Origin of the sequence: Meridianimarinicoccus zhengii (assembly GCF_003254465.1) — a bacterium.
Classification (GTDB): Bacteria; Pseudomonadota; Alphaproteobacteria; order Rhodobacterales; family Rhodobacteraceae; genus Meridianimarinicoccus; species Meridianimarinicoccus zhengii.
In genome coordinates this window covers 1-24,511 of the sequence record NZ_QDFI01000064.1, presented here as the reverse complement: position 1 = coordinate 24,511, position 24,511 = coordinate 1, and the positions used below count along the sequence as shown (strand labels likewise).

Annotated in this window: 30 protein-coding genes and 3 tRNA genes; 22 read left to right on the top strand and 11 right to left on the bottom strand. The window is 66.3% G+C overall.

Annotated features, from left to right (window positions below; translation table 11 throughout):
- Window positions 1-338: 338 nt before the first annotated feature.
- The 3 genes from DDE13_RS17190 to DDE13_RS17180 are packed head-to-tail and all read right to left on the bottom strand — an operon-like array spanning window position 339 to window position 1,636.
- Window positions 339-767 carry a TIGR01244 family sulfur transferase gene (locus tag DDE13_RS17190; RefSeq protein WP_111405509.1) on the bottom strand — a complete coding sequence of 143 codons (429 nt, stop codon included), beginning with the start codon at window positions 765-767 and terminating at the stop codon, window positions 339-341.
- A 9-nt stretch (window positions 768-776) separates the two neighbouring features.
- Window positions 777-1,208, bottom strand: coding sequence for a DUF6691 family protein (locus DDE13_RS17185; RefSeq protein WP_111405508.1), 432 nt, complete (start codon window positions 1,206-1,208; stop codon window positions 777-779).
- On the bottom strand, window positions 1,208-1,636 hold the full coding sequence (locus DDE13_RS17180) for a YeeE/YedE family protein (protein WP_111405507.1): 429 nt from the start codon (window positions 1,634-1,636) through the stop codon (window positions 1,208-1,210). The genes DDE13_RS17185 and DDE13_RS17180 overlap by 1 nt, the downstream gene beginning before the upstream one ends.
- A gap of 242 nt (window positions 1,637-1,878) precedes the next feature.
- On the opposite strand from DDE13_RS17180, the gene DDE13_RS17175 reads away from it, so the two are divergent.
- On the top strand, window positions 1,879-2,091 hold the full coding sequence (locus DDE13_RS17175; protein WP_111405506.1) for a hypothetical protein: 213 nt from the start codon (window positions 1,879-1,881) through the stop codon (window positions 2,089-2,091).
- A 9-nt stretch (window positions 2,092-2,100) separates the two neighbouring features.
- Here the strand turns inward: DDE13_RS17175 and DDE13_RS17170 are convergent, their stop codons facing one another.
- Window positions 2,101-2,316: a hypothetical protein gene (locus DDE13_RS17170; RefSeq protein WP_111405505.1), complete on the bottom strand. Its 216-nt coding sequence runs from the start codon at window positions 2,314-2,316 to the stop codon at window positions 2,101-2,103.
- Between the two features lie 148 nt (window positions 2,317-2,464).
- Between DDE13_RS17170 and DDE13_RS17165 the strand changes: the two genes are divergently transcribed.
- A complete protein-coding gene (locus DDE13_RS17165) occupies window positions 2,465-2,722 on the top strand; it encodes a DUF2312 domain-containing protein (protein WP_111405504.1) in 258 nt (85 codons plus the stop codon).
- A 122-nt stretch (window positions 2,723-2,844) separates the two neighbouring features.
- Here the strand turns inward: DDE13_RS17165 and typA are convergent, their stop codons facing one another.
- The 6 genes from typA to DDE13_RS17135 form a co-directional block, all read right to left on the bottom strand.
- On the bottom strand, window positions 2,845-4,662 hold the full coding sequence (gene typA / locus DDE13_RS17160) for a translational GTPase TypA (RefSeq protein WP_111405503.1): 1,818 nt from the start codon (window positions 4,660-4,662) through the stop codon (window positions 2,845-2,847).
- 119 nt (window positions 4,663-4,781) lie between these two features.
- On the bottom strand, window positions 4,782-5,117 hold the full coding sequence (locus DDE13_RS17155) for a DMT family transporter (protein ID WP_111405502.1): 336 nt from the start codon (window positions 5,115-5,117) through the stop codon (window positions 4,782-4,784).
- Window positions 5,118-5,207: 90 nt separating this feature from the next.
- Window positions 5,208-5,822 (bottom strand): YitT family protein, encoded by a 615-nt coding sequence (locus tag DDE13_RS17150; protein ID WP_235868748.1) that lies wholly within the window; start codon window positions 5,820-5,822, stop codon window positions 5,208-5,210.
- Window positions 5,823-5,935: 113 nt separating this feature from the next.
- On the bottom strand, window positions 5,936-7,150 hold the full coding sequence (locus DDE13_RS17145; RefSeq protein WP_111405500.1) for an NADP-dependent isocitrate dehydrogenase: 1,215 nt from the start codon (window positions 7,148-7,150) through the stop codon (window positions 5,936-5,938).
- A gap of 112 nt (window positions 7,151-7,262) precedes the next feature.
- Window positions 7,263-7,856: an HD domain-containing protein gene (locus DDE13_RS17140; RefSeq protein WP_111405499.1), complete on the bottom strand. Its 594-nt coding sequence runs from the start codon at window positions 7,854-7,856 to the stop codon at window positions 7,263-7,265.
- Complete coding sequence (locus tag DDE13_RS17135) at window positions 7,853-8,506, bottom strand: alpha/beta hydrolase (RefSeq protein ID WP_111405498.1); 654 nt, start codon at window positions 8,504-8,506, stop codon at window positions 7,853-7,855. The genes DDE13_RS17140 and DDE13_RS17135 overlap by 4 nt, the downstream gene beginning before the upstream one ends.
- A gap of 155 nt (window positions 8,507-8,661) precedes the next feature.
- Between DDE13_RS17135 and DDE13_RS17130 the strand changes: the two genes are divergently transcribed.
- The 11 genes from DDE13_RS17130 (at window position 8,662) to DDE13_RS17080 (ending at window position 17,060) form a co-directional block, all read left to right on the top strand.
- On the top strand, window positions 8,662-9,120 hold the full coding sequence (locus DDE13_RS17130) for a Fe-S cluster assembly transcriptional regulator IscR (RefSeq protein WP_111405511.1): 459 nt from the start codon (window positions 8,662-8,664) through the stop codon (window positions 9,118-9,120).
- Entirely contained in the window at window positions 9,120-10,169 is a 1,050-nt protein-coding gene (locus DDE13_RS17125; RefSeq protein WP_111405497.1) for a cysteine desulfurase family protein, read from the top strand. The genes DDE13_RS17130 and DDE13_RS17125 overlap by 1 nt, the downstream gene beginning before the upstream one ends.
- Window positions 10,170-10,238: 69 nt before the next feature.
- Window positions 10,239-11,765 carry a Fe-S cluster assembly protein SufB gene (gene sufB, locus DDE13_RS17120; RefSeq protein ID WP_111405496.1) on the top strand — a complete coding sequence of 509 codons (1,527 nt, stop codon included), beginning with the start codon at window positions 10,239-10,241 and terminating at the stop codon, window positions 11,763-11,765.
- Between the two features lie 3 nt (window positions 11,766-11,768).
- Entirely contained in the window at window positions 11,769-12,026 is a 258-nt protein-coding gene (locus tag DDE13_RS17115; RefSeq protein ID WP_111405495.1) for a hypothetical protein, read from the top strand.
- 73 nt (window positions 12,027-12,099) lie between these two features.
- Window positions 12,100-12,411 carry a heavy metal-binding domain-containing protein gene (locus DDE13_RS17110; protein ID WP_111405510.1) on the top strand — a complete coding sequence of 104 codons (312 nt, stop codon included), beginning with the start codon at window positions 12,100-12,102 and terminating at the stop codon, window positions 12,409-12,411.
- A 37-nt stretch (window positions 12,412-12,448) separates the two neighbouring features.
- The gene (gene sufC, locus DDE13_RS17105) at window positions 12,449-13,204 is read left to right on the top strand and encodes a Fe-S cluster assembly ATPase SufC (protein WP_111405494.1); all 756 of its coding nucleotides are present in this window, start codon (window positions 12,449-12,451) and stop codon (window positions 13,202-13,204) included.
- The gene (locus DDE13_RS17100) at window positions 13,204-14,496 is read left to right on the top strand and encodes a SufB/SufD family protein (protein WP_111405493.1); all 1,293 of its coding nucleotides are present in this window, start codon (window positions 13,204-13,206) and stop codon (window positions 14,494-14,496) included. The genes sufC and DDE13_RS17100 overlap by 1 nt, the downstream gene beginning before the upstream one ends.
- Window positions 14,493-15,005, top strand: a complete 513-nt coding sequence (locus DDE13_RS17095) for a YIP1 family protein (protein ID WP_111405492.1) — start codon at window positions 14,493-14,495, stop codon at window positions 15,003-15,005. Before DDE13_RS17100 ends, DDE13_RS17095 begins: the two co-directional genes overlap by 4 nt.
- Window positions 15,006-15,014: 9 nt before the next feature.
- Window positions 15,015-15,626, top strand: a complete 612-nt coding sequence (locus tag DDE13_RS17090; RefSeq protein WP_111405491.1) for a Yip1 family protein — start codon at window positions 15,015-15,017, stop codon at window positions 15,624-15,626.
- Window positions 15,619-16,839 (top strand): cysteine desulfurase, encoded by a 1,221-nt coding sequence (locus DDE13_RS17085; RefSeq protein WP_111405490.1) that lies wholly within the window; start codon window positions 15,619-15,621, stop codon window positions 16,837-16,839. The genes DDE13_RS17090 and DDE13_RS17085 overlap by 8 nt, the downstream gene beginning before the upstream one ends.
- 144 nt (window positions 16,840-16,983) lie before the next feature.
- Window positions 16,984-17,060 (top strand) — tRNA-Arg (locus DDE13_RS17080).
- 620 nt (window positions 17,061-17,680) lie between these two features.
- Here DDE13_RS17080 and DDE13_RS17075 read toward each other — a convergent pair.
- Window positions 17,681-17,755 (bottom strand) — tRNA-Thr (locus DDE13_RS17075).
- Window positions 17,756-18,172: 417 nt separating this feature from the next.
- Here DDE13_RS17075 and murA point away from each other — a divergent pair.
- From murA to DDE13_RS17025, 9 genes are all read left to right on the top strand, one after another.
- Window positions 18,173-19,438, top strand: coding sequence for a UDP-N-acetylglucosamine 1-carboxyvinyltransferase (gene murA, locus DDE13_RS17065; protein ID WP_111405488.1), 1,266 nt, complete (start codon window positions 18,173-18,175; stop codon window positions 19,436-19,438).
- Window positions 19,435-19,911, top strand: a complete 477-nt coding sequence (locus DDE13_RS17060; protein ID WP_111405487.1) for a DUF2948 family protein — start codon at window positions 19,435-19,437, stop codon at window positions 19,909-19,911. Before murA ends, DDE13_RS17060 begins: the two co-directional genes overlap by 4 nt.
- Before the next feature lie 84 nt (window positions 19,912-19,995).
- On the top strand, window positions 19,996-21,306 hold the full coding sequence (gene hisD, locus DDE13_RS17055; protein WP_111405486.1) for a histidinol dehydrogenase: 1,311 nt from the start codon (window positions 19,996-19,998) through the stop codon (window positions 21,304-21,306).
- Window positions 21,303-21,770, top strand: coding sequence for a UPF0262 family protein (locus DDE13_RS17050; protein WP_111405485.1), 468 nt, complete (start codon window positions 21,303-21,305; stop codon window positions 21,768-21,770). Before hisD ends, DDE13_RS17050 begins: the two co-directional genes overlap by 4 nt.
- Window positions 21,771-21,898: 128 nt before the next feature.
- Window positions 21,899-22,117, top strand: coding sequence for a translation initiation factor IF-1 (infA, locus tag DDE13_RS17045; protein ID WP_011455993.1), 219 nt, complete (start codon window positions 21,899-21,901; stop codon window positions 22,115-22,117).
- Between the two features lie 10 nt (window positions 22,118-22,127).
- On the top strand, window positions 22,128-22,733 hold the full coding sequence (locus DDE13_RS17040; RefSeq protein WP_111405484.1) for a Maf family protein: 606 nt from the start codon (window positions 22,128-22,130) through the stop codon (window positions 22,731-22,733).
- Complete coding sequence (locus tag DDE13_RS17035; protein WP_111405483.1) at window positions 22,730-23,779, top strand: ribonuclease E/G; 1,050 nt, start codon at window positions 22,730-22,732, stop codon at window positions 23,777-23,779. Before DDE13_RS17040 ends, DDE13_RS17035 begins: the two co-directional genes overlap by 4 nt.
- Window positions 23,776-23,961, top strand: coding sequence for a DNA gyrase inhibitor YacG (locus DDE13_RS17030; protein WP_111405482.1), 186 nt, complete (start codon window positions 23,776-23,778; stop codon window positions 23,959-23,961). The genes DDE13_RS17035 and DDE13_RS17030 overlap by 4 nt, the downstream gene beginning before the upstream one ends.
- Before the next feature lie 77 nt (window positions 23,962-24,038).
- A tRNA-Phe gene (locus DDE13_RS17025) sits at window positions 24,039-24,113 on the top strand.
- Window positions 24,114-24,511: the final 398 nt, after the last annotated feature.

Below are 24,511 nucleotides of genomic sequence, written 5' to 3'. Positions count from 1 at the left end.
CTGAGCCGGCCCTTGCGCCTGTCCCCGTGGTCGTCCCCGCTGTGGCACGCTGACCTGCGGGGGGCGGCGCGTCGGGCCGCGCACCCGTGGCGGCGAAATGCCCGCGCCGCGCGGCGAAGTCCGTGATGTGTGGCCCGCGCGAGGACCTGGCGACGGGGCCATGCCGATGCGGCGATGGGTGCGGGGGGGCCGGTGCGCGCCGGGCCGTCCTTGCGAAGATGTTGGGCGGCACGGTCTTCGCGCGGATGCGGCTGTGTCCCCGGTCTGCAATGGCGCCACGGCGGCGGTGCGCGGGGCAGATCGGTGTGAGGTGACCCGGTCGCCGGGCGCCGGAAGATTCAGCCTTGCGCGGCGGCGGCGTCGAACGCGGCCCGGAAGGGGCTGTGGTCGTAACCTGCCGCCCGCGTGGCTGCGAGCACGCCATCGGCCCCGAGATCGGGCGCACGCACCAGCGACCACAGGATCGCCGAGCGGTTGCCCGACGCGCAATAGGCCAGCACCGGGCCTGTCGCGTCGGCCATCGCCGCGGCCTGCGTGCGGAGCGTGTCCGGGTCGAGCGTTCCGGGCAGCATCGGGTTTTCGACGAAGTGCAACCCTGCCTCCGCGGCGGCCGCGCGCAGGGCATCGGCGCGCAGGTCCGGCGTCACTTCGCCATCGGGCCGGTTGCAGATCAGTGTCGTGAAGCCCGCCGCCGCGATCACCGCAACATCCGCGGGTTCGATCTGGGGCGACACGGCATAGTCGGGGGTGAGGGGGCGTATGTCCATGGCCCGCTTTTATGCAGCCGCGGTCGCCGCGTCCAGACGTGTGCGCACCGCCGGGGCCAAGATCATGCCGCCCAGCATCGCAAGCGTGAAGATCCAGACCGGCGGTCCGCCGAAGCTCAGCGATGCGAGAGCCGGACCGGGGCAGAGCCCGACCAGCCCCCAGCCCATGCCGAACAGCACGGACCCGACCACGAGATTGTGACCCAGCTTGGGGGCGCTGCGTTCCGGGAAGCTCCCGCCCAGCAAGGGGCGGCGCCCCTTGGCCAATACCCAGGCGACGGCCATCGGCAGGATCGCCCCGCCCATCACGAAAGCCAGCGTCGGGTCCCACGCCCCGAACACGTCGAGCCAGCCCTGCACCTTTTTCGTATCGGTCATGCCGGACAGCAGAAGTCCGGTGCCGAACAGCCCTCCGGCGAGGGCCGCAAGAAGATTGCGCATCAGATGATCCCCAGGATGTGACGGAAAAGCACGACGGTCAGGCCGCCGGCGAGAATGTAGAAGACGGTCGCAACGATGCCGCGCAACGACAGGCGCGAGATGCCGCAGACCCCGTGGCCCGACGTGCATCCATTCGCCAGCCGCGTTCCCACCCCGACCAGCAGACCGGCGGCGATCAGCAGTGCGGGACTGGTCGTGACGTTGCCGGGGGGCACGAAGCCGAACAACAGTGCGATCACCATCGGAAAACCGATCAGCCCGGCCAGAAATGCAAGCCGCTCGGTGCGGTTGGCGGCGCCGGTTCCATCGACGAGCCCGCCGACGATCCCGCTTGCCCCCATGATGCGGCCATTGGCCAGAAGAAAGACCGCGCCAGCAAGCCCGATCACGAGCCCGCCACCCAGTCCGTAGAGCCATTCAACCGGCATGTCTGCGTGTCCTTCCATTGCCGAGAAACCCTTTCCGTCGCCGCGTCGCATGGCGTTTCGCCTGGCGGCGCCGGGTCGGAATACATATGTGATAATGCATATGTCTTTTCAAGAGACCAGATAGCGTCTCGCCACGTGCGTGACTTTGACACCGGTCAAGACGGTGGATGGCGAATCGTGTTTAATGCCCGGTGGGACATCCACCGGCGACAGCGATGCCGCCAGCGAGAGGAGACCACGACATGCCCCATGCACGGATGACACGCGCGGTAGAAGACTTGCGGGCCGAGCTTGGCCGACCGGATCACGACCCCGCGGCGTTGCACGACCGGCTGCAGGTCGTGATCGATGACATGGCGCGCCATGGCGAGACCGTGCCTGCCGATCTGCGCGAGGCCGTCGCCGAACTCGAGGCCGAGATCCTCGATGCCTTCCACGACAATCTGCCGGTCTGACGCGGTGGATCAGCCCAGTGTGATCCCGAGCATCACGCACATCAGCCCCAGCGCCGACACGAGCAGCGCCAAGAGGTTCAGGGTCACGATCCGTTTCAGCACGGCGCGCAAGGCATCGTCATCGAGCCCGGCGCACCGGGCGCGGACCGTCCTGACGATGCAGGCGACGATGCCGCCAAGCCCGGCCAGCGAGATTGCCGCACCGATCCAGATGAGTATGCCCATGCCGGTCTTGCCCCCTTTGCCCGTGCCGCGCAGGTAGCCTTGCGCGGGGCGGGGCGCAAGCCCGCGCGGTCTTGCGGCGGCCCGGTGCCGGGGCTAGACCCGCCGCCAAAGGCTCCGCATGTGCGGACGCGCGGCAGGAAGGGCACCCATGAGCGACACCGGAACACCCGACGGCTACAACGTCACCGCCGAGGAACTGCGCCAGTTCATCGAACGGTTCGAACGTCTGGAGGCGGAAAAGCAGGAAATCGCGGACCAGCAGAAGGAGGTCATGGCCGAGGCCAAGGGGCGCGGCTATGACACCAAGGTGATGCGCAAGGTCATCGCCCTGCGCAAGCGCGACAAGGATGACATTGCCGAGGAGGAAGCCATCCTCGACATGTACAAGGAAGCGCTGGGGATGTGATCCCGGCGTCTCGGCTGGACCTGCGATCCGGCTGCGCGACAGCCGGAACGCATGCGAAAAGGGCGCGCCGCGGGATACCGGGCGCGCCCTTGGCGTGTCATGACGTGCGGATCAGCGGTGGATCAACTCGCCGCCCGCGACTGGCGCTTGCGTTCATGCGGATCGAGGAACCGCTTGCGCAGGCGGATGGCGTTCGGCGTGACCTCGACCAGTTCGTCATCGTCGATATAGGCGATGGCCTGTTCCAGCGTCATCTCGATATGGGGCGTCAGGCGCACCGCCTCGTCGGTGCCACTTGCCCGCACGTTGGTCAGTTTCTTGCCCTTGAGCGGGTTCACCTCGAGATCGTTTTCGCGCGAATGCTCCCCGATGATCATGCCCGTGTAGACCGGGGCCTGCGCGCCGATGAACATGCGCCCGCGGTCTTCAAGGTTGAAGAGCGCATAGGGCACCGCCGTGCCGTCCTCCATCGAGATCAGCACGCCCGCGCGACGGCCCGGGATCGGCCCGCAATGGGGGCGCCATTCGTGGAAAACGCGGTTGAGCACGCCGGTGCCGCGCGTGTCTGTCAGGAATTCGCCGTGATAGCCGATCAGCCCGCGCGACGGGACATGGGCCACGATGCGGGTCTTGCCGGCCTGCTGTTTCATTTCCACCAGATCGCCCTTGCGGGTGCCGGTCAGCTTTTCGATCACCGCGCCGGAATATTCGTCATCCACGTCGATGGTGACTTCCTCGACGGGTTCGTGCTGCTGGCCGTTCACTTCGCGGAACACGACCTGCGGGCGGGAAATCGACAGCTCGAACCCTTCGCGGCGCATGTTCTCGATCAGCACGCCCATCTGGAGTTCGCCGCGACCCGCGACTTCGAACGCTTCGCCGCCGGGGGTGTCTGTGACCTTGATGGCCACGTTGGATTCCGCTTCCTTCATCAGGCGGTCGCGGATGACGCGGGACTGCACCTTCTTGCCGTCGCGCCCTGCAAGCGGGCTGTCGTTGATCCCGAAGGTCACGGTGATCGTGGGCGGGTCGATGGGCTGCGCGGGCAGGGGCGTGTCGAGACCCGGTTCCACAAGCGTATCGGCCACGGTCGCCTTGGCCATGCCCGCGATGGACACGATGTCGCCCGCTTCGGCCAGATCGATCGGCTGCTGGCCCAGCCCGCGGAAAGCGAGGATCTTGGACACGCGGAACGATTCCAGCTTGGCGCCGTCGCGCGAGAGCGCGTTCACGGTCGCCCCGGCCTTGAGCGTGCCGGATTCGACCCGGCCCGTCAGGATGCGGCCGAGGAACGGATCGGCGCCCAGCGTGGTCGCCAGCATCTGGAACGGACCTTCGCGGTTGGCCTGCACGCGCGGCGCGGGCACGTGGTCGATCACAAGCTGGAAGAGCGCGTCGAGATCCTTGCGCGGCCCGTCAAGCTCGGTATCGGCCCAGCCGGACCGGCCCGACGCGTAGAGCACGGGGAAATCGAGCTGGTCGTCATCGGCATCGAGTGATGCGAAGAGATCGAACACTTCGTTCAGCGCGCGGTCGGGTTCGGCGTCGGGCTTGTCGACCTTGTTGAGTACCACGATGGGCCGCAGCCCCAGCTTCAGCGCCTTGGAGGTGACGAACTTGGTCTGGGGCATCGGGCCCTCGGCCGCGTCCACCAGCAGCACCACACCGTCGACCATCGACAGGATGCGCTCCACCTCGCCGCCGAAATCGGCGTGGCCGGGCGTGTCGACGATATTGATGCGCGTGCCGTGCCATTCCACGCTCGTGGCCTTGGCCAGGATCGTGATGCCGCGTTCGCGTTCGAGATCGTTGCTGTCCATGGCCCGTTCGGCCACGGACTGGTTTTCGCGGAATGCGCCCGATTGCTTGAGCAGTTCGTCCACGAGAGTCGTCTTGCCGTGGTCCACGTGGGCAATGATTGCGATATTTCGCAGATCCATGTCGGTCAGCCTTGCAGGGGGTGTGTTGGGGTGCCCCGTAAAGCCCCGCCGCCCGCTTGGCTAGGGGGAATCGCGTCGCAGTGCCGCGCTGTGGCCGCGTGGTACCGGTTTTCCGGCCGTCAGTGCGGCGTGGTCGCGGAAAACAGGTTGATGACTGCCACGCCCGCCACGATCAGTGTCATGCCCAGCACCGCGGGCAGATCGAGCCGCTGCTGGTAGAGAAAATACCCCAGCGCCGCGACCGCGATGATCCCCAGGCCCGACCACATGGCATAGACCACGCCTACCGGCAGCACCTTGAGCGTCATGGAGAGAAAGAAGAACGACGCGGCATAACCCAGTACCACGATCACGCTGGGCCAGAACCGGGTGAATTGCTGCGACGCGGGCAGGGCCGAGGTCGCCGCGACCTCCGTCACGATCGCGCAGATGAGGAAGATGTAATGGACGGGCATCGGCTGTCATCTCCGTGGCGCCGGCTCGCGGCATCGCCTCTGTCATGTCCGCGGGCGGCAAGGCTGTCCAGCCTGTGCGGCGCGCCGCGTTCACGGTGCGATATATCTGTCGCGCCGGTGGTTGAAGGCAATGACCCCGTTCAGCACCACCGCGCCCGCCAGCGAATAGATCACCACGCGCGGTTCGAACAGCCACCATGCCACGGCGAAGATCAGCGCGTCGGACCCAAGCTGCACGTATCCTGCGCGGAACCCGGTGCGGTCCTGCACCATCAGCGCAACGACCCCGATCCCGCCGAGGCTGCCCTTGTGGCGAAAGATCGCCAGAAGCCCGAGACCCGTCACCGCCCCGAACAGCACCACCCCGAGCGCAGGATCGAGGGCGGCGAAGCTGACGCCCAGCGGCATGACCTCGGTCACGACCGACAGGCCGGTGACGCAGGCGAGCGACTTGAGCGTGAACTCCCGACCCATGCGCCGCCATGCGAGCCAGTAGAACGGCAGGTTGATGACGAAGAACACCACGCCGAAACCGTAACCGGTGACATAGGACAGGATCAGCGCGATACCGGCGGTCTGCCCGGTCATGAACCCGAGATGCCCAAGGATCGTGATGCCGAACCCGCAGAGCAGGATGCCGAGGCCAATGCCCTGCACGTCCTCCAGCGGGGTGTGGCGGACGGCGTCGGCTTCGGGGGGTGGCATGTGGCCGGGCATGTGGCTGCTATAGGCGCCCGCGCTGGCGCGTTCCAGCGCCCAGTGCCCGGAACGGGCGGATTGGACCGGTCGAGAACACCCGTGCCGCTTTGCCGGGCAGGTCAGCCCGCAAGCGCCGCGTTCAGGTTCTCGTCCACCTTTTCAAGGAACCCGGTCGTGGTCAGCCATTTCTGATCGGGTCCGACCAGCAGGGCGAGATCCTTGGTCATGAAACCCGATTCCACCGTCCGCACGACGACCTTTTCCAGCGTCTCGGCGAATGTCAGCAGAGCCGCGTTGTCGTCCAGCGTCGCGCGGTGGCGCAGCGCGCCGGTCCAGGCATAGATCGACGCGATGGAATTCGTGGACGTGGCCTTGCCCGCCTGATGCTGGCGGTAGTGGCGGGTGACGGTGCCGTGGGCGGCTTCGGCCTCCACGATCTTGCCGTCGGGCGTCATCAGGACGCTTGTCATCAGCCCGAGCGATCCGAACCCCTGCGCCACCGTGTCCGACTGCACGTCGCCGTCGTAGTTCTTGCAGGCCCAGACATAGCCGCCCGACCATTTCATGGCGCAGGCGACCATGTCGTCGATCAGCCGGTGTTCGTAGGTGATGCCCGCCGTCTTGAACCGGTCTGCGAACTCGGCCTCGTAGACCTCTTGGAAGATGTCCTTGAAGCGCCCGTCATAGACCTTGAGGATCGTGTTCTTGGTGGACAGATACACCGGCCAGCCGAGCTTCAGCCCGTAGTTCAACGACGCCCGCGCGAAATCGCGGATCGAGTCGTCGATGTTGTACATCCCCATGAACACGCCCGCGGACGCCGCGTCATAGACGTCCCGCTCGATCACGGTGCCGTCTTCGCCCACGAATTTCATCGTGAGTCTCCCCGCGCCGGGAAAGTGGAAATCCGTCGCGCGATACTGGTCGCCGAAGGCATGCCGCCCGACCACGATAGGCTGGGTCCAGCCGGGCACGAGCCGCGGCACGTTGCGGCAGATGATCGGCTGGCGGAAGATGACCCCGCCAAGGATGTTGCGGATCGTCCCGTTGGGCGAGCGATACATCCGCTTGAGCCCGAATTCCTCCATCCGCTGCTCATCCGGCGTGATGGTGGCGCATTTCACGCCGACGCCGTGTTCCCGGATCGCCTCGGCCGCGTCCACGGTGATCTGGTCGTCGGTGTCGTCCCGCGCCTCGATCCCCAGATCGTAGTAGCGCAGGTCGATGTCGAGATAGGGCAGGATCAGCTTGTCCTTGATGAAGGCCCAGATGATGCGTGTCATCTCATCGCCGTCCATTTCGACGACGGGGTTGTCCACCTTGATCGTGGTCACGAGATTTCTCCTTGCAGGAACGGGGCGCACACCTGTCATACCCGGTTGCAGGGAGTCGGGAAAGCGTTTGTATGCGACTGTATGCAGAAATATGCCGCGGCGCAGCGTGCCGTCAGGTCCGAGCGTCGAACCACGGTTTGATGCGCGCGCGCACCCGGTCCCAAAGGGCCGGTGCGCCGCGCCGGGCGGGCTTGCCAACGCGGGTATCGATATGGTCGAGCGTCACGTTGTAGTCATCCCAGCTGCCGCCGCCGGATGCGAGGTTCAGCAGCGGCGGCTGGCAACGGTCCAGCGCCTTGGCAAACCGCGCGTCCGCGGTTTCTCCCGCCTCGAACTCCTCCCACAGCGCGCGCAAGGCAACGGCCTGATCCGGGGGGAGCATCCCGAACAGCCGGTCAGCCGCGCGCGCCTCGGCCCTGGCCTGCGCGGCAAGGTCGATGTTCGTCCCATGGATCGGGGTGTCGCCCGCGTCGATCTCCACGATGTCGTGGATCAGCAGCATCCTGATCACCCGGTCGATGGACACGCCCGGCCCGGCCTCGTCCGCCAGCACCAGCGCGAACATCGCCAGATGCCAGGAATGTTCGCCCGAGTTTTCCTTGCGCGATCCGTCCGCGATGGGCGAGGCGCGGGTGATGTGCTTCAGCTGGTCGATCTCCAGAAGGAAATCGAGCTGACGGTCCAGCCGGTCGCGGCCTGCGGTCATCGGGTCGTTTCGGTCAGGCGCTGTCGAACGTAATCGCTGACCGTGCCGATCATCGTGTCCATGTGCGGGTCTTCGAAGAAATGCCCGGCGCCGTCGATTTCCGTGTGCGTTATGGTGATGCCGCGCTGCTCGTGCAACTTGCCGACGAGGGTCCGGGTGTCGGCGGGCGGCGCGACGCGGTCGTTCGTGCCGTTGATGACCAGACCCGAGGACGGGCATGGGGCCAGGAACGAAAAGTCGTACATGTTCGCCGGGGGCGACACGGAAATGAATCCGGTGATCTCGGGGCGCCGCATCAGGAGCTGCATGCCGATCCACGCCCCGAACGAGAACCCCGCGACCCAGCAATGCTTGGCGTTCTGGTTCATGGATTGCAGGTAATCCAGCGCGGACGCCGCATCGCTGAGTTCGCCGATGCCCTGGTCGTATTCGCCCTGGCTGCGCCCCACGCCGCGGAAATTGAACCGCATGACCGTGAAGCCCATGTTGTAGAAGGCATAATGCAGGTTGTAGACCACGCGGTTGTTCATCGTGCCGCCGAACTGCGGATGCGGATGCAGCACGATGGCGATGGGCGCGTCCTTGCTTTTCTGCGGATGGTAGCGGCCTTCAAGCCGGCCTTCGGGGCCGGGAAAGATAACCTCGGGCATTGGTGCGCGGTCTTTCTTGCGGGCGGTCGGCCCCTGCTGCGGGGCTGGCATCTTGTTTGGAAACGTTCTAAACAGCGGAACGGAGTCGATTTTCCGAGGTTACGGACCTAACCATCCGGGGCCAATTGGTCAATGGCGGCGAAGGGGATGGCGCGATGAAACTGAGCACGAAGGGCCGCTACGCGATGGTGGCGCTGACGGACATGGCGTTGCAACCTGCCGACGATCTCGTGACGCTGAACGCGATCTCGCGGCGGCAGGCGATCTCGCTGGCCTATCTTGAACAGCTGTTCGTCAAGCTGCGTCGCGCGGGGCTTGTGGAGTCGGTGCGCGGCCCCGGCGGCGGATACCGGCTGGCGCGACCCGCCGCCGAGATCCGGGTGTCCGACATACTCGGGGCGGTGGATGAGACCGTCAGCGCCATGCACAAGGGTGCCGCGGCGTCGGGCGGCCTGTCGGGGTCCAAGGCGCAAAGCCTGACCAACCGGCTGTGGGAAGGGTTCAGCGCCCATGTCTATGTCTTCCTGCACCAGACACGCTTGTCGGACGTGGTCAACAACGCGCTGGCCCCGTGCCCCGCGGTGCCGAGCCTGCTGAATTTCGTGGACGAGTGATGGCGCGGGACCGGGTCTATCTCGACTGGAACGCGACAGCGCCGCTGCGGCCCGAGGCGCGCGCGGCGATGATCGCGGCGATGGATGTCGTGGGCAACCCGTCCTCGGTCCACGCGGAGGGACGCGCGGCGACGGCGCTGAAGGAACGCGCGCGCGCGCAGGTGGCCGCGGCGTTCGGCGCGCAGGCGTCTGACATCGTCTTCACGTCCGGCGCGACGGAGGCGGCGGCGCTGGCGCTGGCCGGGCGCGACTTGCACGGGGCAGAGATCGAGCACGATGCGGTCATGGGCTGGATCACGCCGGATTTGCCGGTGGATAGAGCGGGCCATGTGACCGTCGCGGAACCGGCGCAGTCGGTGCTTCAGGCGGCCAACAGCGAGACGGGCGTGGTGCAGGATCTGCCCGAGGGGCTTGCGCTGGTCGATTTCACCCAGGCCTTCGGCAAACTGCCCATCGGATTCGACTGGTCCGGGGCCGAGATGGGCCTGGTGTCTGCGCACAAATTGGGTGGACCCAAAGGGATCGGTGCGCTGGTGCTGCGTCGCGGCCTGGACGTGACGGCGCAGATCCGGGGCGGCGGACAGGAAATGGGGCGCCGGTCGGGCACGGAGAACCTTATTGGAATCGCGGGGTTCGGGGCCGCAGCTGAAGCGGCGGCACGTGATCTGGCCGACGGTATCTGGGAAAAAGTGGCCGGAATTAGAAATATTCTAATTTCGGCGTTGGAAGCCGCATCAAACGAGACTATTTTTGTCGGAAACGGTGGAGCCTGTCTGCCCAACACCGTCTGCCTGATCGCGCCCGGCTGGAAGGGTGAAACGCAGGTGATGGCGATGGATCTTGCGGGCTTCGCGGTATCGGCGGGGTCGGCCTGTTCGTCCGGCAAGCTGCGCGAAAGCCGCGTGCTGCGGGCGATGGGGTTCCCGGCGGATCGGGCAGCGCAGGCGTTGCGCATCTCGATCGGGCCGGATGTGACCGAGGGACAGGTTCTGCGCTTCGCCGAGGCGTGGGGGAAAGCTTACGCCAAGGCGCGCGCGCGGGCGGCATGAACATCGGCCCGGCGGGCCGCGGACGACAGGACGTTGCGCCCACGGGGCGCGAAAGGAAGGACAAAGGACATGGCTGCATTGGACAACACCACAGAAGTGCGAGACGGCGTTGACCGCGAGACCGTGGAAACCGTCCAGGCCATGGGCGGCAAGTACAAGTACGGCTGGGAAACCGAGATCGAGATGGATTACGCGCCCAAGGGCGTGAACGCCGATATCGTCAAGCTGATCTCGAGCAAGAACGACGAACCCGAATGGATGACCGAATGGCGGCTTGGCGCATTGGCGCGCTGGCAGAAGATGGACGAGCCGAATTGGGCGATGGTCCACTATCCGCCCATCGACTACCAGGACCAGTATTACTACGCGCGGCCCAAGAGCATGGACGTGAAGCCCAAGTCGCTTGACGAGGTCGATCCGAAGCTGCTGGCGACTTACGAGAAGCTGGGCATCCCGCTGAAGGAGCAGATGATCCTCGCGGGGGTCGAGGGTGCGGAGGACGCACCCGCCGAAGGCCGCAAGGTCGCCGTGGACGCGGTGTTCGACAGCGTGTCCGTGGGCACGACATTTCAGGCGGAACTGAAAAAGGCCGGGGTCATCTTCTGTTCGATCTCGGAGGCGATCCGCGAGCATCCGGAGCTGGTGAAGAAATACCTCGGGTCGGTCGTGCCGGTGTCGGACAACTACTTCGCCACGCTGAATTCGGCCGTGTTCTCTGACGGGTCCTTCGTCTACGTTCCGCCGGGGGTACGCTGCCCGATGGAGCTGTCCACCTATTTCCGCATCAACGCGGAGAATACGGGCCAGTTCGAGCGTACGTTGATCATCGCCGACAAGGGCAGCTATGTCAGCTATCTCGAAGGCTGCACCGCGCCGCAGCGCGACACGACGCAGTTGCACGCCGCGGTCGTGGAAATCGTCGCGCTCGAAGACGCAGAAGTGAAGTATTCCACCGTCCAAAACTGGTTCCCGGGTGACGAGAACGGCAAGGGCGGCATCTTCAACTTCGTCACGAAGCGCGCCGACTGCCGGGGCGACCGGTCGAAGGTCAGCTGGACACAGGTCGAAACCGGGTCGGCGGTGACGTGGAAATACCCGTCCTGCATCCTGCGCGGCGACGACAGCCAGGGCGAGTTCTATTCCATCGCCATCACCAACAACTACCAGCAGGCCGACACCGGCACCAAGATGGTGCATTTGGGCCGCAACACCCGGTCGCGGATCGTGTCCAAGGGGATCAGTGCGGGGCGCGCGCAGAACACCTATCGCGGGCTCGTGTCGATGCATCCGAAGGCGAAGAACAGCCGCAACTACACCCAGTGCGACAGCCTGCTGATCGGGTCGGACTGCGGCGCGCACACGGTGCCGTATATCGAGGTGCGCAACAATTCGAGCCGGGTCGAGCACGAGGCGACAACCTCCAAGGTCGATGACGACCAGCTGTTCTACTGCCGTCAACGCGGCATGGACGAGGAAGAGGCGGTCGCTCTGGTGGTCAATGGCTTTTGCCGCGAGGTGCTGCAGGCGCTGCCCATGGAGTTCGCCATGGAGGCGCAGCAGCTTGTGGCGATCAGTCTCGAAGGGTCGGTGGGCTGATCCATGGCGCGGCCGAGTTTCAGTGCACTGGTCGCACACGGGGCCAAGGCTCCGCCGCGCGTGCTTCTGACGGCGGCGCTGGTCGCGTTGGCGGGGACCGCGCCGCTGGGCGTGGTTCTGCAACAGGTCACTGGCGCGTCGGTCTATGCCGTCGTGATCTTTATGGGGGCGGTGCAGTTGCTTGCGACCTATCGTGTCGCGGGGTCGTTGGACCACGACCGGGCCGGGAACGGGCGCGACAGCGACCGGAACAGGGGCTGAATCCATGGCCATTGGGCTCGACTGGTTCGACGGCGAACCGTTGCCGCGCAGGCATCCCAAGGGGAATGGACAGATGATCGTGACGACGACCAACACCGTCGAAGGCCACCGGATCACTGCCTATCACGGCATCGTCGTGGGCGAGGCGATCCTGGGCGCCAACGTGTTCCGCGACATGTTCGCGGGAATCACGGATATCCTCGGCGGGCGCTCCGGCGCGTATGAGCAAAGCCTGGGAGAGGCGCGGGGAACGGCCCTGCGCGAGATGGAGCTGCACGCACGCGAGGCCGGCGGAAACGCCGTCGTGGGCGTCGATCTCGACTATGAGGTCATCAACAACATGCTGATGGTATCAGCCTCAGGCACGGCCGTGACGCTGGACTGACGCTGTCGCAAAGACACAGAGAAACGGAAAGAAGAAAATGCTGGAAATCAAGAACCTGCACGTCAAACTTGAGGAAGAGGACAAGGCGATCCTGAACGGTGTGAACCTGACGGTCGAGGCCGGGGCGGTGCACGCCATCATGGGGCCGAACGGGTCTGGCAAGTCGACCCTGTCCTATGTCCTGTCTGGCCGCGACGGCTATGCGGTCACCGATGGCAGTGCGACGCTGGAGGGCGAGGATATCCTCGACATGGAACCGGAAGAGCGCGCCGCGGCGGGCCTTTTCCTCGCGTTCCAGTATCCGGTGGAAATCCCCGGCGTCGGCAACATGACCTTCCTGCGCACGGCGCTGAACGCACAGCGCAAGGCGCGCGGCGAGGACGAGATCAGCGCGGGCGACTTCCTGAAGCTCGTGCGCGAAAAAGCCAAGGCGTTGAAGATCGATGCCGACATGCTCAAGCGCCCGGTAAACGTTGGCTTCTCGGGCGGCGAGAAGAAGCGCAACGAGATACTGCAGATGGCCATGCTGGAACCGAAGATGTGCATCCTGGACGAGACCGACAGCGGGCTCGACGTGGACGCGATGAAGCTTGTGGCGGACGGCGTGAACGCGCTGCGCGACGAAGGCCGGGCGTTTCTCGTCATCACGCACTATCAGCGGCTTCTGGATCACATCAAGCCGGACGTGGTGCACATCCTGTCAGAGGGACGCATCATCAAGTCCGGCGGGCCGGATCTGGCGCTGGAGGTCGAAAACAACGGCTATGAGGGTCTGAAGGCGGAGGTGGCGTGATGGCATTGCCGCAACCGAAACTGGACACGCTGGAGGCACGGCTGGCGTCGCTGGACCTGCCGAACGAGCCGGGCTGCCTTGCGCCCGCGCGGGCCGATGCGCTGTCGCGGCTGCATGCGGCGGGCCTGCCCGTGCGGCGGGACGAATACTGGAAATATACCAAGCCCGACACGTTGACGGCAGCGGAGGTCACGCCCGCCGCCCTGCTGGGCGAGGTTGAGGAACCGATCTTCGACGGCATCGACCGGGTGAGGCTCGTGTTCGTGGATGGCGTCTTCGATGCCGATGCGTCGGACGATCCGGCGCTGGCCGGTGTGACCATCGAACGGTTGTCCGACGTCGCCACACGCGACATTCATTGGGCGCGCGACCTTTACGGCGTGCTCGAAGCGCGCGGACAGTCCCCGGTGGCACGACCGCTGGCGGCGCTGAACACCGCCTTTGCTCGGGACGGGATCGTCATCCACGCGACGGGCAAGGCTGTGCGTCCCGTGTCGCTGGAATACCTGCACCGGTCCGAGACGTCGGATGCGTTGCTGCATCACCTGATAAAGGTGGATGGCGGTGCCGACCTGACGGTTCTGGAGGACGGTCCCGCGGCCGCGCGCTTCACCAAGGTGATGGAGGTGGACGTGGCCCCCGGCGGCGCGTTCCACCATGTCCGCGCGCAGGGGCGCGACCACGAACGCCGTGCTGCGACCCATATCTTCGCGCGACTCGGGGAGGCGGCGACCTTCAAGACCTTCACCCTGACCATGAACGGTGTGCTCACGCGCAACGACGTGGTCGTGGAACTGACCGGCGATGACGGCGTGGCCCATGTGGCCGGCGCCTGCGTTGGTGACGGGGATTTCCACCACGACGACACGGTATTCGTGACCCACGACGCCGTTGGCTGCGAAAGTCGTCAGGTCTTCAAGAAGGTGCTGCGCAACGGGGCCGTCGGCGTGTTCCAGGGCAAGATCCTCGTCAAGCAGGGCGCGCAGAAAACCGACGGCTATCAGATCAGCCAGTCGCTTCTGCTGGATGACGACAGCCAGTTCCTCGCCAAGCCGGAGCTTGAGATCTACGCCGACGACGTGGCCTGTTCGCACGGCTCGACATCCGGCGCGATCGACGAGGAGGGGCTGTTCTATCTGCGCTCCCGTGGGGTGCCCGAGGGCGAGGCGACGGACCTGATGACCTTGGCCTTCCTTGCCGAGGCGATTCAGGAGATCGAGGACCAGCGCCTCGCCGATGGTATCCTCGCGCGTCTTCAAGGCTGGATGGCGCGGCGCAGGCAGGCGGCATGAGCGTCACGCGCGACATCGTGCAAAGTTACCGCACCCCGGCGCAGGTCATGCGCCGACACCTGGCCCGCGGCCCGCGCGAGGACCGCGCGCTGATGTTCCTGATGCTGTCCTGCGCGCTTCTGTTCATCGCGCAGTGGCCGCGCCTGGCGCGCAAGGCGGCGATCGACGACACGATCACCCTCGATGCGCTGCTTGCAGGCGCGCTGTTCGGTTGGGTGTTCGTGGCGCCGCTGTTCTTCTATGCCCTCGCCGCGCTCAGCCGTCTCGTGGCGCGCATGGCGGGCGGGCAGGGAACTTTCGGCACCGCGCGCATGGCACTGTTCTGGACGCTCTTGACCATCAGTCCGCTGGCGCTGTTGCGGGGGCTCGTGTCGGGTCTTGCCGGTCCGGGGCCGCTCGACATGTTGGCGGGGCTGATTGTGCTTGGCTTCTTTGGCTATCTCTGGTTTGCCAACCTGCGCGCGGCGGAGCGTCCCGCCGACATTGAGACTGCAGCGCAAGGGGCCTAGATACCCGCAATGACCACGCAATCGCTGGACTTCACCCCCCGCGGCCTTGTCTCCGCAGCCATCGACACGCTGCGCGACCCGCGCGCGGCGGCGGCGCGCGTGATGGCGGAAAACCTGCCCGCGCCCGTACTGTGGACGATGCTGGTGACGGTCGTGGCGGTGTCCGTCGTGCTTGGCCAAGGCAGCCTGATCTTCGCCACGGGCGGCGCGCCGATGGACAACCCGTATCTTGCCAATCCCATGGTGATGTGGGGTCTGCAATTGGCGCTGCTGTTCGTGATGGTGCACGCCATCCACCGCATCGGGCGCGGCATGGGCGGGCAGGGCGTGTTCGAGGATACGCTGGCGCTGGTGGTCTGGCTGCAATTCGTGATGGCCTGCCTGCAACTGGTGCAGACTGCGGCCTTGTTCGTGCTGCCGCCGCTGGCGGATGTCATCGGGATCGTGGGGCTGGTGATCTTCCTGTGGCTGCTCACGCATTTCACCGCGGCCGCCCACGGTTTCACGCAACTTGGCCCCGTGTTCCTCATGATCCTGATTTCGGCCTTCGGGATCACCTTCGCACTCAGCCTTGTGCTGGCGCTGCTGGGCATCGTCGTGCCGGGAGATTTCAGTGTTTGACGTCGATAAGATCCGTGCCGATTTCCCGATCCTGTCGCGGCAGGTGAACGGCAAGCCGCTTGTCTATCTCGACAACGGTGCCTCGGCGCAGAAGCCGCAGGTGGTGATCGATACCGTGACCCGCGCCTATGCCGAGGAATACGCAAACGTCCATCGCGGACTGCATTTCCTGTCCAACCTCGCGACGGAGAAATACGAAGCCGTGCGGGGGACCATCGCGCGGTTCCTTAACGCGCCGGACGAACGCGGGATCGTCATGAATTCGGGCACCACCGAAGGCATCAACATGGTCGCCCATGCCTGGGCCATGCCACGGTTCGAACCGGGTGACGAGATCGTGCTGTCGATCATGGAGCATCACGCCAACATCGTGCCTTGGCACTTCCTGCGGGAACGGCAGGGCGCGGTGCTGAAATGGGTGGACGTGGACGCCAATGGCGATCTCGACCCCCAGCGCGTGATCGACGCCATCGGGCCGCGCACGAAACTGGTGGCGATTACCCACCTGTCTAACGTGCTGGGCACGGTCGTCGACGTGAAGGCGATCACGCAGGCCGCCCATGCGCGCGGCGTGCCCGTGCTGGTCGATGGCAGCCAGGCGGCGGTGCACATGCCCGTGGACATCGCCGATATCGGCTGCGATTTCTACGCCATCACCGGCCACAAGCTCTATGGCCCGTCCGGTTCCGGTGCGATTTGGGTGGCGCCCGACCGCTTCGCCGAGATGCGCCCGTTCATGGGCGGTGGCGACATGATCCGCGACGTGACCCGCGACACGGTCACCTATAACGATCCGCCCATGAAGTTCGAGGCGGGCACACCGGGCATCGTGCAGATGATCGGGCTCGGGGCGGCGCTGGACTACATGATGGGGCTGGGGATGGACAACATCGCCGCCCATGAACGAAGCTTGCGCGACTATGCTCGCACGCGGCTCGACGGGCTGAACTGGCTGAACGTGCAGGGGCAGTCCGCGGACAAGGCCGCGATCTTCTCCTTCACCATGCAGGGCGCGGCCCACGCCCATGACATCTCAACGGTTCTGGACAAGAAGGGCGTTGCCGTGCGGGCCGGGCATCACTGCGCGCAGCCACTGATGACGCATATGGGTGTTCCCGCGACCTGCAGGGCGTCCTTTGGCCTTTACAACACCTGCTCCGAGGTCGACGCGCTGATCGACGCGCTGGACCTTTGCCACGAGTTCTTCGCCTGACACCCAGGCCGAAGGGCGCGCGGGCGGGGCACATTCGGGCAGGGTACCGGCAAGGGGTGCGATTCACCCGTAATTGTGACGCACGACCGTGCAGATCGCGTCTTTTCACCCGCGGAATAATCGCGTAAGCACAGCGCAGCAAAAGCACCCATAGCTCAGCTGGATAGAGTGTCGCCCTCCGAAGGCGAAGGTCGTAGGTTCGAATCCTACTGGGTGCGCCATCTTTCCGATCATGTTCGCCCGCGTCGTATGGCCCTGACCCTGTTACATTGGCCTCGCGTGCGCGTCCGTCGTTCCGGGGCCGGGTCCGGAAAGCTGCCAGCCGTGGAACGGCAGCCTTGTGGGTTGTGCTGCGTATTCCCGTGTTTCCCGTCGGTTGGCATCATGCGCGCGCTGAGGCCGGTCGCAGGCTGAAGCACGTGCCCTCCAGGCGTTCGGGCAGGTCCGACCTGTCCGGCGGTCGTTTCACTTCGACCCTGCACAGCGATGTTCAACGGCGCCATCATCCGGCTCGGCGATCACGCAGCGTCGCGTGGGGTCGCACGGTGTGGTGGGGGATCGTTGGTGCGCGGCGGGCAATCCAGTCTGCGCAGTGAACCGTGAAACCTGGCGGCGCGGCCTGCCTGAGGGTGCGGTCCCCAGCCGTGGCGCCGGGTCAAGGTCCGTCGGCAGGCCTTATTGCACGAGCGCTCGGCGCAGGCGGGCCTGCGTGGAACGCTTGGCGCCCCTTATAAAGGACGCAGCGAAGCGCCTACGGCCGGCCACGTGCCGAGTGCACCGTCGGAAGGATAAGGCTCTCGTGCGGCGGGGATTGGCGTAAAAAGCGGAAAATTCGTCGAGATGGTGCCGCAGGGGAGGATTGAACTCCCGACCTCACCCTTACCAAGGGTGCGCTCTACCACTGAGCTACTGCGGCCTGCATGCGCGTCGGCGTGGCGGGCTGATAGACCCAAAGCGGGCAGGGCGCAAGGCCCCCGGTCGGCTGGGCCAGGCTTTTTTCTGCGGGGCACCCACGCCGCCATTGCATCGTCGCGGCGAGGCATCGCCTGTCATGCGGCGCGATCTGGACCCGGACATGCGGCTGGGTTAGGGATGTGCCCATGACAGAGGACATGTCTTCCGACAGGCGCGCAACGGCTTCGGGCAGGGATGCGGCACGCGACGCGCGACTGGGGTCTGCCCTGCGCGCGAACCTTGCGCGGCGCAAGGCGCAGACACGTGCACGCAAGCAATGCCGCGCCCCGGACCGGGACGGACACCACACGCCCGAACGCCGGGACCACGCCGCCGCACCGGAAAACAACCGCCCCGCGGACTCACCGAAGGACTGAAGATGGACAAGATTGTGGTGCGCGGCGGCGCCGAACTGTCGGGCACGATTCCGATTGCCGGTGCCAAGAACGCCTGTCTCGCGCTGATGCCCGCGACGCTGCTGTCCGAGGATCCGCTGACGCTGACCAACGCGCCGCGATTGTCGGACATCGCCACCATGGGCGCGCTGCTGGAATCGCTCGGGGTCGAGGTGCAGCGCATGCAGGATGGCAAGGTCGTGGCCCTGTCGAGCCACGGGCTGACCAGCCATGTCGCGGACTATGAAATCGTGCGCAAAATGCGGGCGTCGAACCTCGTGCTCGGGCCGCTTCTGGCGCGCACGGGACAGGCCGTCGTGTCGCTTCCGGGCGGCTGCGCCATCGGCGCGCGCCCCATGGATATCCACGTGACGGCACTGGAGGCGCTGGGGGCCGAGGTCGAGCTGCGTGACGGCTACCTGCACGCGAAGGCCCCCGGCGGTCTTCGCGGGGCACGGGTGCCGCTTCGGTTCGCGTCGGTGGGCGCGACCGAGAACACGCTGATGGCGGCGACGCTGGCGCGCGGCACGACCGTGATCGAGAACGCGGCGCGCGAGCCCGAAATCGTGGACCTTGCGGCGTGCCTCACGGCCATGGGCGCGCATATCGACGGTGCGGGCACCGACACAATCACCGTGGAGGGCGTGGACCGGCTGCACGGTGCGACCCATGCGGTGGTGCCCGACCGGATCGAGATGGGCACCTACATGCTGGCCCCGGCCATCGCGGGCGGCGCGGTGGAGCTGATCGGCGGGCGCGTGGAACTGCTGGGCGCGTTCTGCGAAAAGCTGGACGCGGCCGGGATCGACGTGACCGAGACTGATGGCGGGCTGCGCGTCGCGCAGCGCAATGGCCGCGTGCGGGCGGTGGACGTGGTGACGGAGGTCTTTCCCGGCTTTCCCACGGACCTTCAGGCGCAGATGATGGCGTTGCTGGCGACGGCGGACGGGGTCAGCGTGCTGGAAGAACGGATTTTCGAGAACCGGTTCATGCACGCCCCCGAACTGGTGCGCATGGGCGCGCGGATCGAGGTGCATGGCGGCACGGCGACGGTGACGGGCGTGGACCGTCTGAAGGGCGCGCCCGTGATGGCGACGGACCTGCGCGCCAGCGTGTCGCTGATCCTGGCAGGTCTGGGGGCCGAGGGGGAGACGGTGGTGAACCGGGTCTACCATCTCGACCGCGGTTACGAACGTGTCGAGGACAAGCTGGGTGCCTGCGGTGCGCGGATCGAACGGGTGCGCGCATGACCGACGCAAGGTTCGAGGACGGGGACGAGTCGCCGCTGCGGCTGGTCGCGCAGGCGCCTGACGACGTGCCGGTGATCTCTGCGCTCGTGCAGGACGCGGTGTTTCCGGCGACCGAGATGCGGTTCGACGCCAAGCGGCGGCAGTTCGCGCTGCTGGTGAACCGGTTCCGCTGGGAAGACCGCGGCCGTGCCGAACGGCAGGGCCGCCCCTATGAACGGGTGCAGTCCATGCTGGTTGTGAACGATGCGCTGTCCGTGGCCTCGAGCGGGATCGACCGGGGCGATGCCGAGATGGTGCTGTCCCTGCTGTCGCTGGATTTCGCCCCGGGCGCGGACGGGGTGGGCACCCTGACCATGACGCTTGCGGGCGACGGTGCGATACGGGTCGATGTCGAATGTCTCGACCTGGTCTTGCGGGACGTGACCCGGCCCTACGTTGCGCCGTCGGGGAAGGCGCCCGCGCACCGGGACTGACCGGGCTCTTCGGGACGGTGCGCGGCAATCCACCGCTTGAGGCGCGCCCGCCAGCCCGTTAACAGGGCGTAAAGGACACCGATCATGGCGCAGTTTCTCGATACTTCCCGGCCCGATTTCGATGCGGCCTTCGCCGCGCTGCTGACGGCCAAGCGCGAAGATGCACCCGATGTGGATGACGCTGTCGCGGCGATCATCGCGGATGTGCGCGCGCGCGGCGATACGGCGGTGATCGAGCTGACCGAACGGTTCGACCGACTGGCGCTGACGCCCGACCGGCTGGCCTTCACCGACAGCGAAATCGAAGCCGCCTGTGCCGCCGTCAGCGCCGAGGATCGTGCGGCGCTGGAACTCGCGGCCGAGCGCATCCGCGCCTATCACGCGCGGCAACTGCCCGCTGACGACCAGTGGACCGATGCATCCGGTGCGACGCTGGGCTGGCGCTGGACCGCTGTCGGCGCGGCGGGGCTTTACGTGCCGGGCGGGCTGGCATCCTATCCGTCGTCGGTGCTGATGAACGCGATCCCGGCGCAGGTGGCCGGGGTCGAGCGGCTTGTGATCTGTGCACCGACGCCTGACGGTGTGGCCAATCCGCTGGTGCTGCTCGCGGCCCGGATCGCGGGGGTGGACACGGTCTATCGTATCGGCGGCGCGCAGGCGATCGCCGCGATGGCATATGGCACCGACACGATCGCGCCCGTGGACAAAATCACCGGACCGGGCAACGCCTATGTGGCGGCGGCGAAGCGGCGGGTCTTCGGGCGCGTCGGCATCGACATGATCGCGGGGCCGTCCGAGATCCTTGTGATCGCGGATGGCGACAACAACCCGGACTGGATCGCGCTCGACCTGCTGAGCCAAGCGGAACACGACGAAAGCGCGCAGGCCATCCTGATTACCGACGATTCGGGATTCGGGCAGGCGGTCGCCGATGCCGTGGCGCGGCGGCTGGAAACGCTGGAGCGGCGCGCCATCGCTGGCAAAAGCTGGGCGGATTTCGGCGCGATCATCACCGTGCGCGACATGGACGAGGCGACACGGCTTGCCAACCGTATCGCGCCCGAACACCTCGAGATCTGCACCTCGGATGCCGAGGCGCTGGCAGCAGGCATCCCCCATGCCGGGGCGATCTTCCTTGGCGGCTGGACGCCCGAGGCGATTGGCGACTATGTCGGCGGGCCCAACCACGTGCTGCCCACTGCGCGCTCGGCACGGTTTTCCAGCGGGCTTTCGGTGCTCGATTTCATGAAGCGCACAACCATGGCGCGCATGACACCCGCGGCGCTGCGGGCCATCGGTCCCGCGGCGGAACGGCTGGCAATCTCGGAAAGCCTCGAAGCACATGGGTTGTCGGTTCGCGCGCGGCTCGATGCGCTCAACGAGGCGGCGGAATGACCGCACGGCTTTGCCAGATCGTGCTCGATGCGCCGGACGGGCGCGCGCCCAACCCCGAAATCGCGCAGGAACAGGCGGTCGCGATCTTCGACCTTCTCGAAGAGAACAGCTTCGCGCCGTGTGCGGCAGGGCCAGGCCCTTACCGGCTGACCCTGGGGCTGGCCGAAAGCCGGTTGCAGTTCGACCTTGCGGGTGACGATGGCACCCCGGCCGCGCAGTTCACGCTGTCGCTGGGCGAGTTGCGCCAGATCGTCAGAGATTACGGCGCGATCTGCGAAAGCTATTACGAGGCCGTCCGCTCGGCGCCGCCGGCGGATATCGAACGGCTGGACGAGGCGCGCCGGGCGATCCATGCCGAGGGTGCCGCATCGCTGCGCGCGCTTCTGCGGGGCAGGGCAGAGACCGACGATGCCACGGCGCGGCGGCTCTTCACGCTGGTCTGCGTGCTGGCCGCGGGGGCGTGACGGCGCGCCACGGGCGCTGAAGGACGGCGCTGGGACGTCGCAACCGTTTTGTCCTTGAAAAAAGGGCCGCCATGGCGCATCTAGTCGCGTGCCCGCATCTTTGGCGGGCGGTTTGTAACGGAGTGACCATGGCCAAGGAAGAAATGCTCGAATTTCCCGGCGTCGTGAAGGAACTCCTGCCGAACGCGACATTCCGGGTCGAGCTTGAGAACGGCCATGAGATCATCGCACATACGGCAGGAAAGATGCGCAAGAACCGGATCCGCGTACTTGCGGGCGACAAGGTTCAGGTGGAAATGACCCCTTATGACCTCACCAAGGGGCGGATCAACTATCGTTTCAAGTGACCACGCGGTGATGTCCGGTGCAAGTGCGCCGGACGTGCCGCGGCTGGTGCTGGGGTCCGGCAGCCCCCGCCGGCGCGAATTGCTCGCCGTTCTGGGGATTTCCCCCGATGATGTGAGCCCGCCGGAGATTGACGAAACACCGCTGAAGGGCGAAACGCCGCGCCCCTATTGCCTGCGCATCGCGCAGACCAAGGCGGCCGCGGTCCGTGCCGGGGACGACGATGTCGTGCTGTGCGCCGACACGACCGTTGCGATGGGGCGTCGGATTCTCGGCAAACCAGCCGACGCGAACGAGGCACGGGCATTCCTGACCGACCTGTCGGGCCGGCGCCATCGGGTGTTCACCGCCGTCTGCGTGCGCCGCGGTTCTCGCAGCTGGTCGCGCGTGGTCGAAAGCCGCGTGCGGATGAAGCAACTCACCCCGCCTGAACTCGACGGCTACATCGCCACCGGCGACTGGCGCGGCAAGGCGGGGGCCTATGGCATCCAGGGGCCGGCGGGTGCGTTCGTCCCTTGGATCTCCGGGTCGTTCACGGGCATCGTAGGGTTGCCCCTGGCAGAGACCGCGACCATGCTGCGCACAGCGGGCTACCCTGTCTGGGGGGGGGCACGATGAAGGGCAGTCAGATACTGATCGATACCTGGCGCGGGCGCCCCGCCGCGGCGTTGATGCGCGACGGCGTGCTCGACGATCTGTTGGTGGACGCGCCCGAACATCTGCCGCGCCCCGGTGCCATCTATCGCGGAAGGGCGGAGCGGGCGCTGAAGGGGCAGGGCGGCTGGGCCGTGACCCTGCCCGACGGGCCCGGTTACGTGCGTGGCGGTGACGGACTCAGCCCCGGTGCGCCCGCCCTGTTCCAGGTGACGGGCTTTCCCGAGCCGGGCAAGCCCGTGCCGCTGACGAACCGCATCCTGTTCAAGAGCCGCTACTGCATCGTCACGCCGGGCGCGCCAGGGGCGAACATTTCCCGTTCCATCAAGGATGAGGAAACGCGGGTGGCCCTGCGCGCGCTGCTGGCGGACATGGACCTGCCCGACGATCCCGGCGTGATCCTGCGCTCCGCCGCGGCAACCGCGCCCGAGGACGAAATCGCCGCCGACTTGGTGGAGACGCGCGATCTTGCCGCAGCCATCGCGGCCGAGCGGCAGGGCGCGCCGGAATTGCTGCTCGACGGGCCAGGTCCGGACATGCTGGCGTGGCGCGACTGGTCGGATGTCGCCGCACATGACGTTGTGACGACCGCGGGCTGCTTCGACAGCCACGGGGCCGCCGAGCAGATCGCCGCCCTCGACAGCCCGCGTACCGATCTTGCCGGCGGCGGGCACATCTATGTCGAACCGACCCGCGCCTTTGTGGCCGTGGATGTGAACACCGGGGGCACTGCGGGGCTGGCGGTCGGCCTGAAGGTGAACATCGCCGCCGCGCGTGCCTTGCCCCGCGCGCTTCGTTTGCGTGGGCTTGGCGGGCAGGTCGTGATCGATTTCGCGCCCATGCCCAAGAAGGAACGCCGCGGCTTCGAACAGGCCCTGCGCGCGGCGCTGCGCACCTGCCCGGTCGAAACGGCGCTAGTGGGATGGACGCCGCTGGGCCATTTCGAACTGAGCCGCAAGCGGGAGCGGCTGCCGCTGGTGCAGGCCATGGCGGGGGAGGCGGCGGAATGAGCTGTCCGATCTGCCGAAAGCCCACAGTCGCGGCCTACCGCCCCTTCTGCAGCCGCCGCTGCGCCGATATCGACCTTGGCAGATGGATGGCCGGCGGCTATGCGATCCCGTCCGACGAAGGCCCCGAGGACGATCCCGACATCGCCGATCAGGCGATGCCGACGCCGCCCGCGCGGCACTGATTTTTGCCGATTTTGCCTCTGGACACCCGGAAGCCGACGACCTAGAACGCCCCAACCTGAACGTTGGACGTTCACCCGCCCGGGTAGCTCAGGGGTAGAGCAGTGGATTGAAAATCCTCGTGTCGGTGGTTCGATTCCGCCCCCGGGCACCATTAAACATAAATAAAAACAAAAACTTGCAGGCGATCGTGGCCCATTGCAGATGCGTTGATTTAGTGTGGGTATTATTTGGGTAGCATTCACAATGCGAGACCTGCCATCGGCACCAACTTAGCCACAGTGCCCTTCTGTGGTTATGGGAGGGTCGCGATCCAGCTCTTTGACTCGGAAAGCGTGGCAGCAAAGTCCCTTGGTTCGTCCGGGCCGCCCTTGTGGATGAAACCCATCACTGCGTGATCTTGGGTCATCAATGGCCCGCCAGACATCCCCTGGCTAGAGCATGTCGCGTTTAGAGCATTTCGCGTTTAATCGGCTTGGTACCCCGCCGCTTTGAAGAAGTTGTTGCACTCTTCATCGGTGAACAGGTCGCACACATGGCCGACGGCCTGCC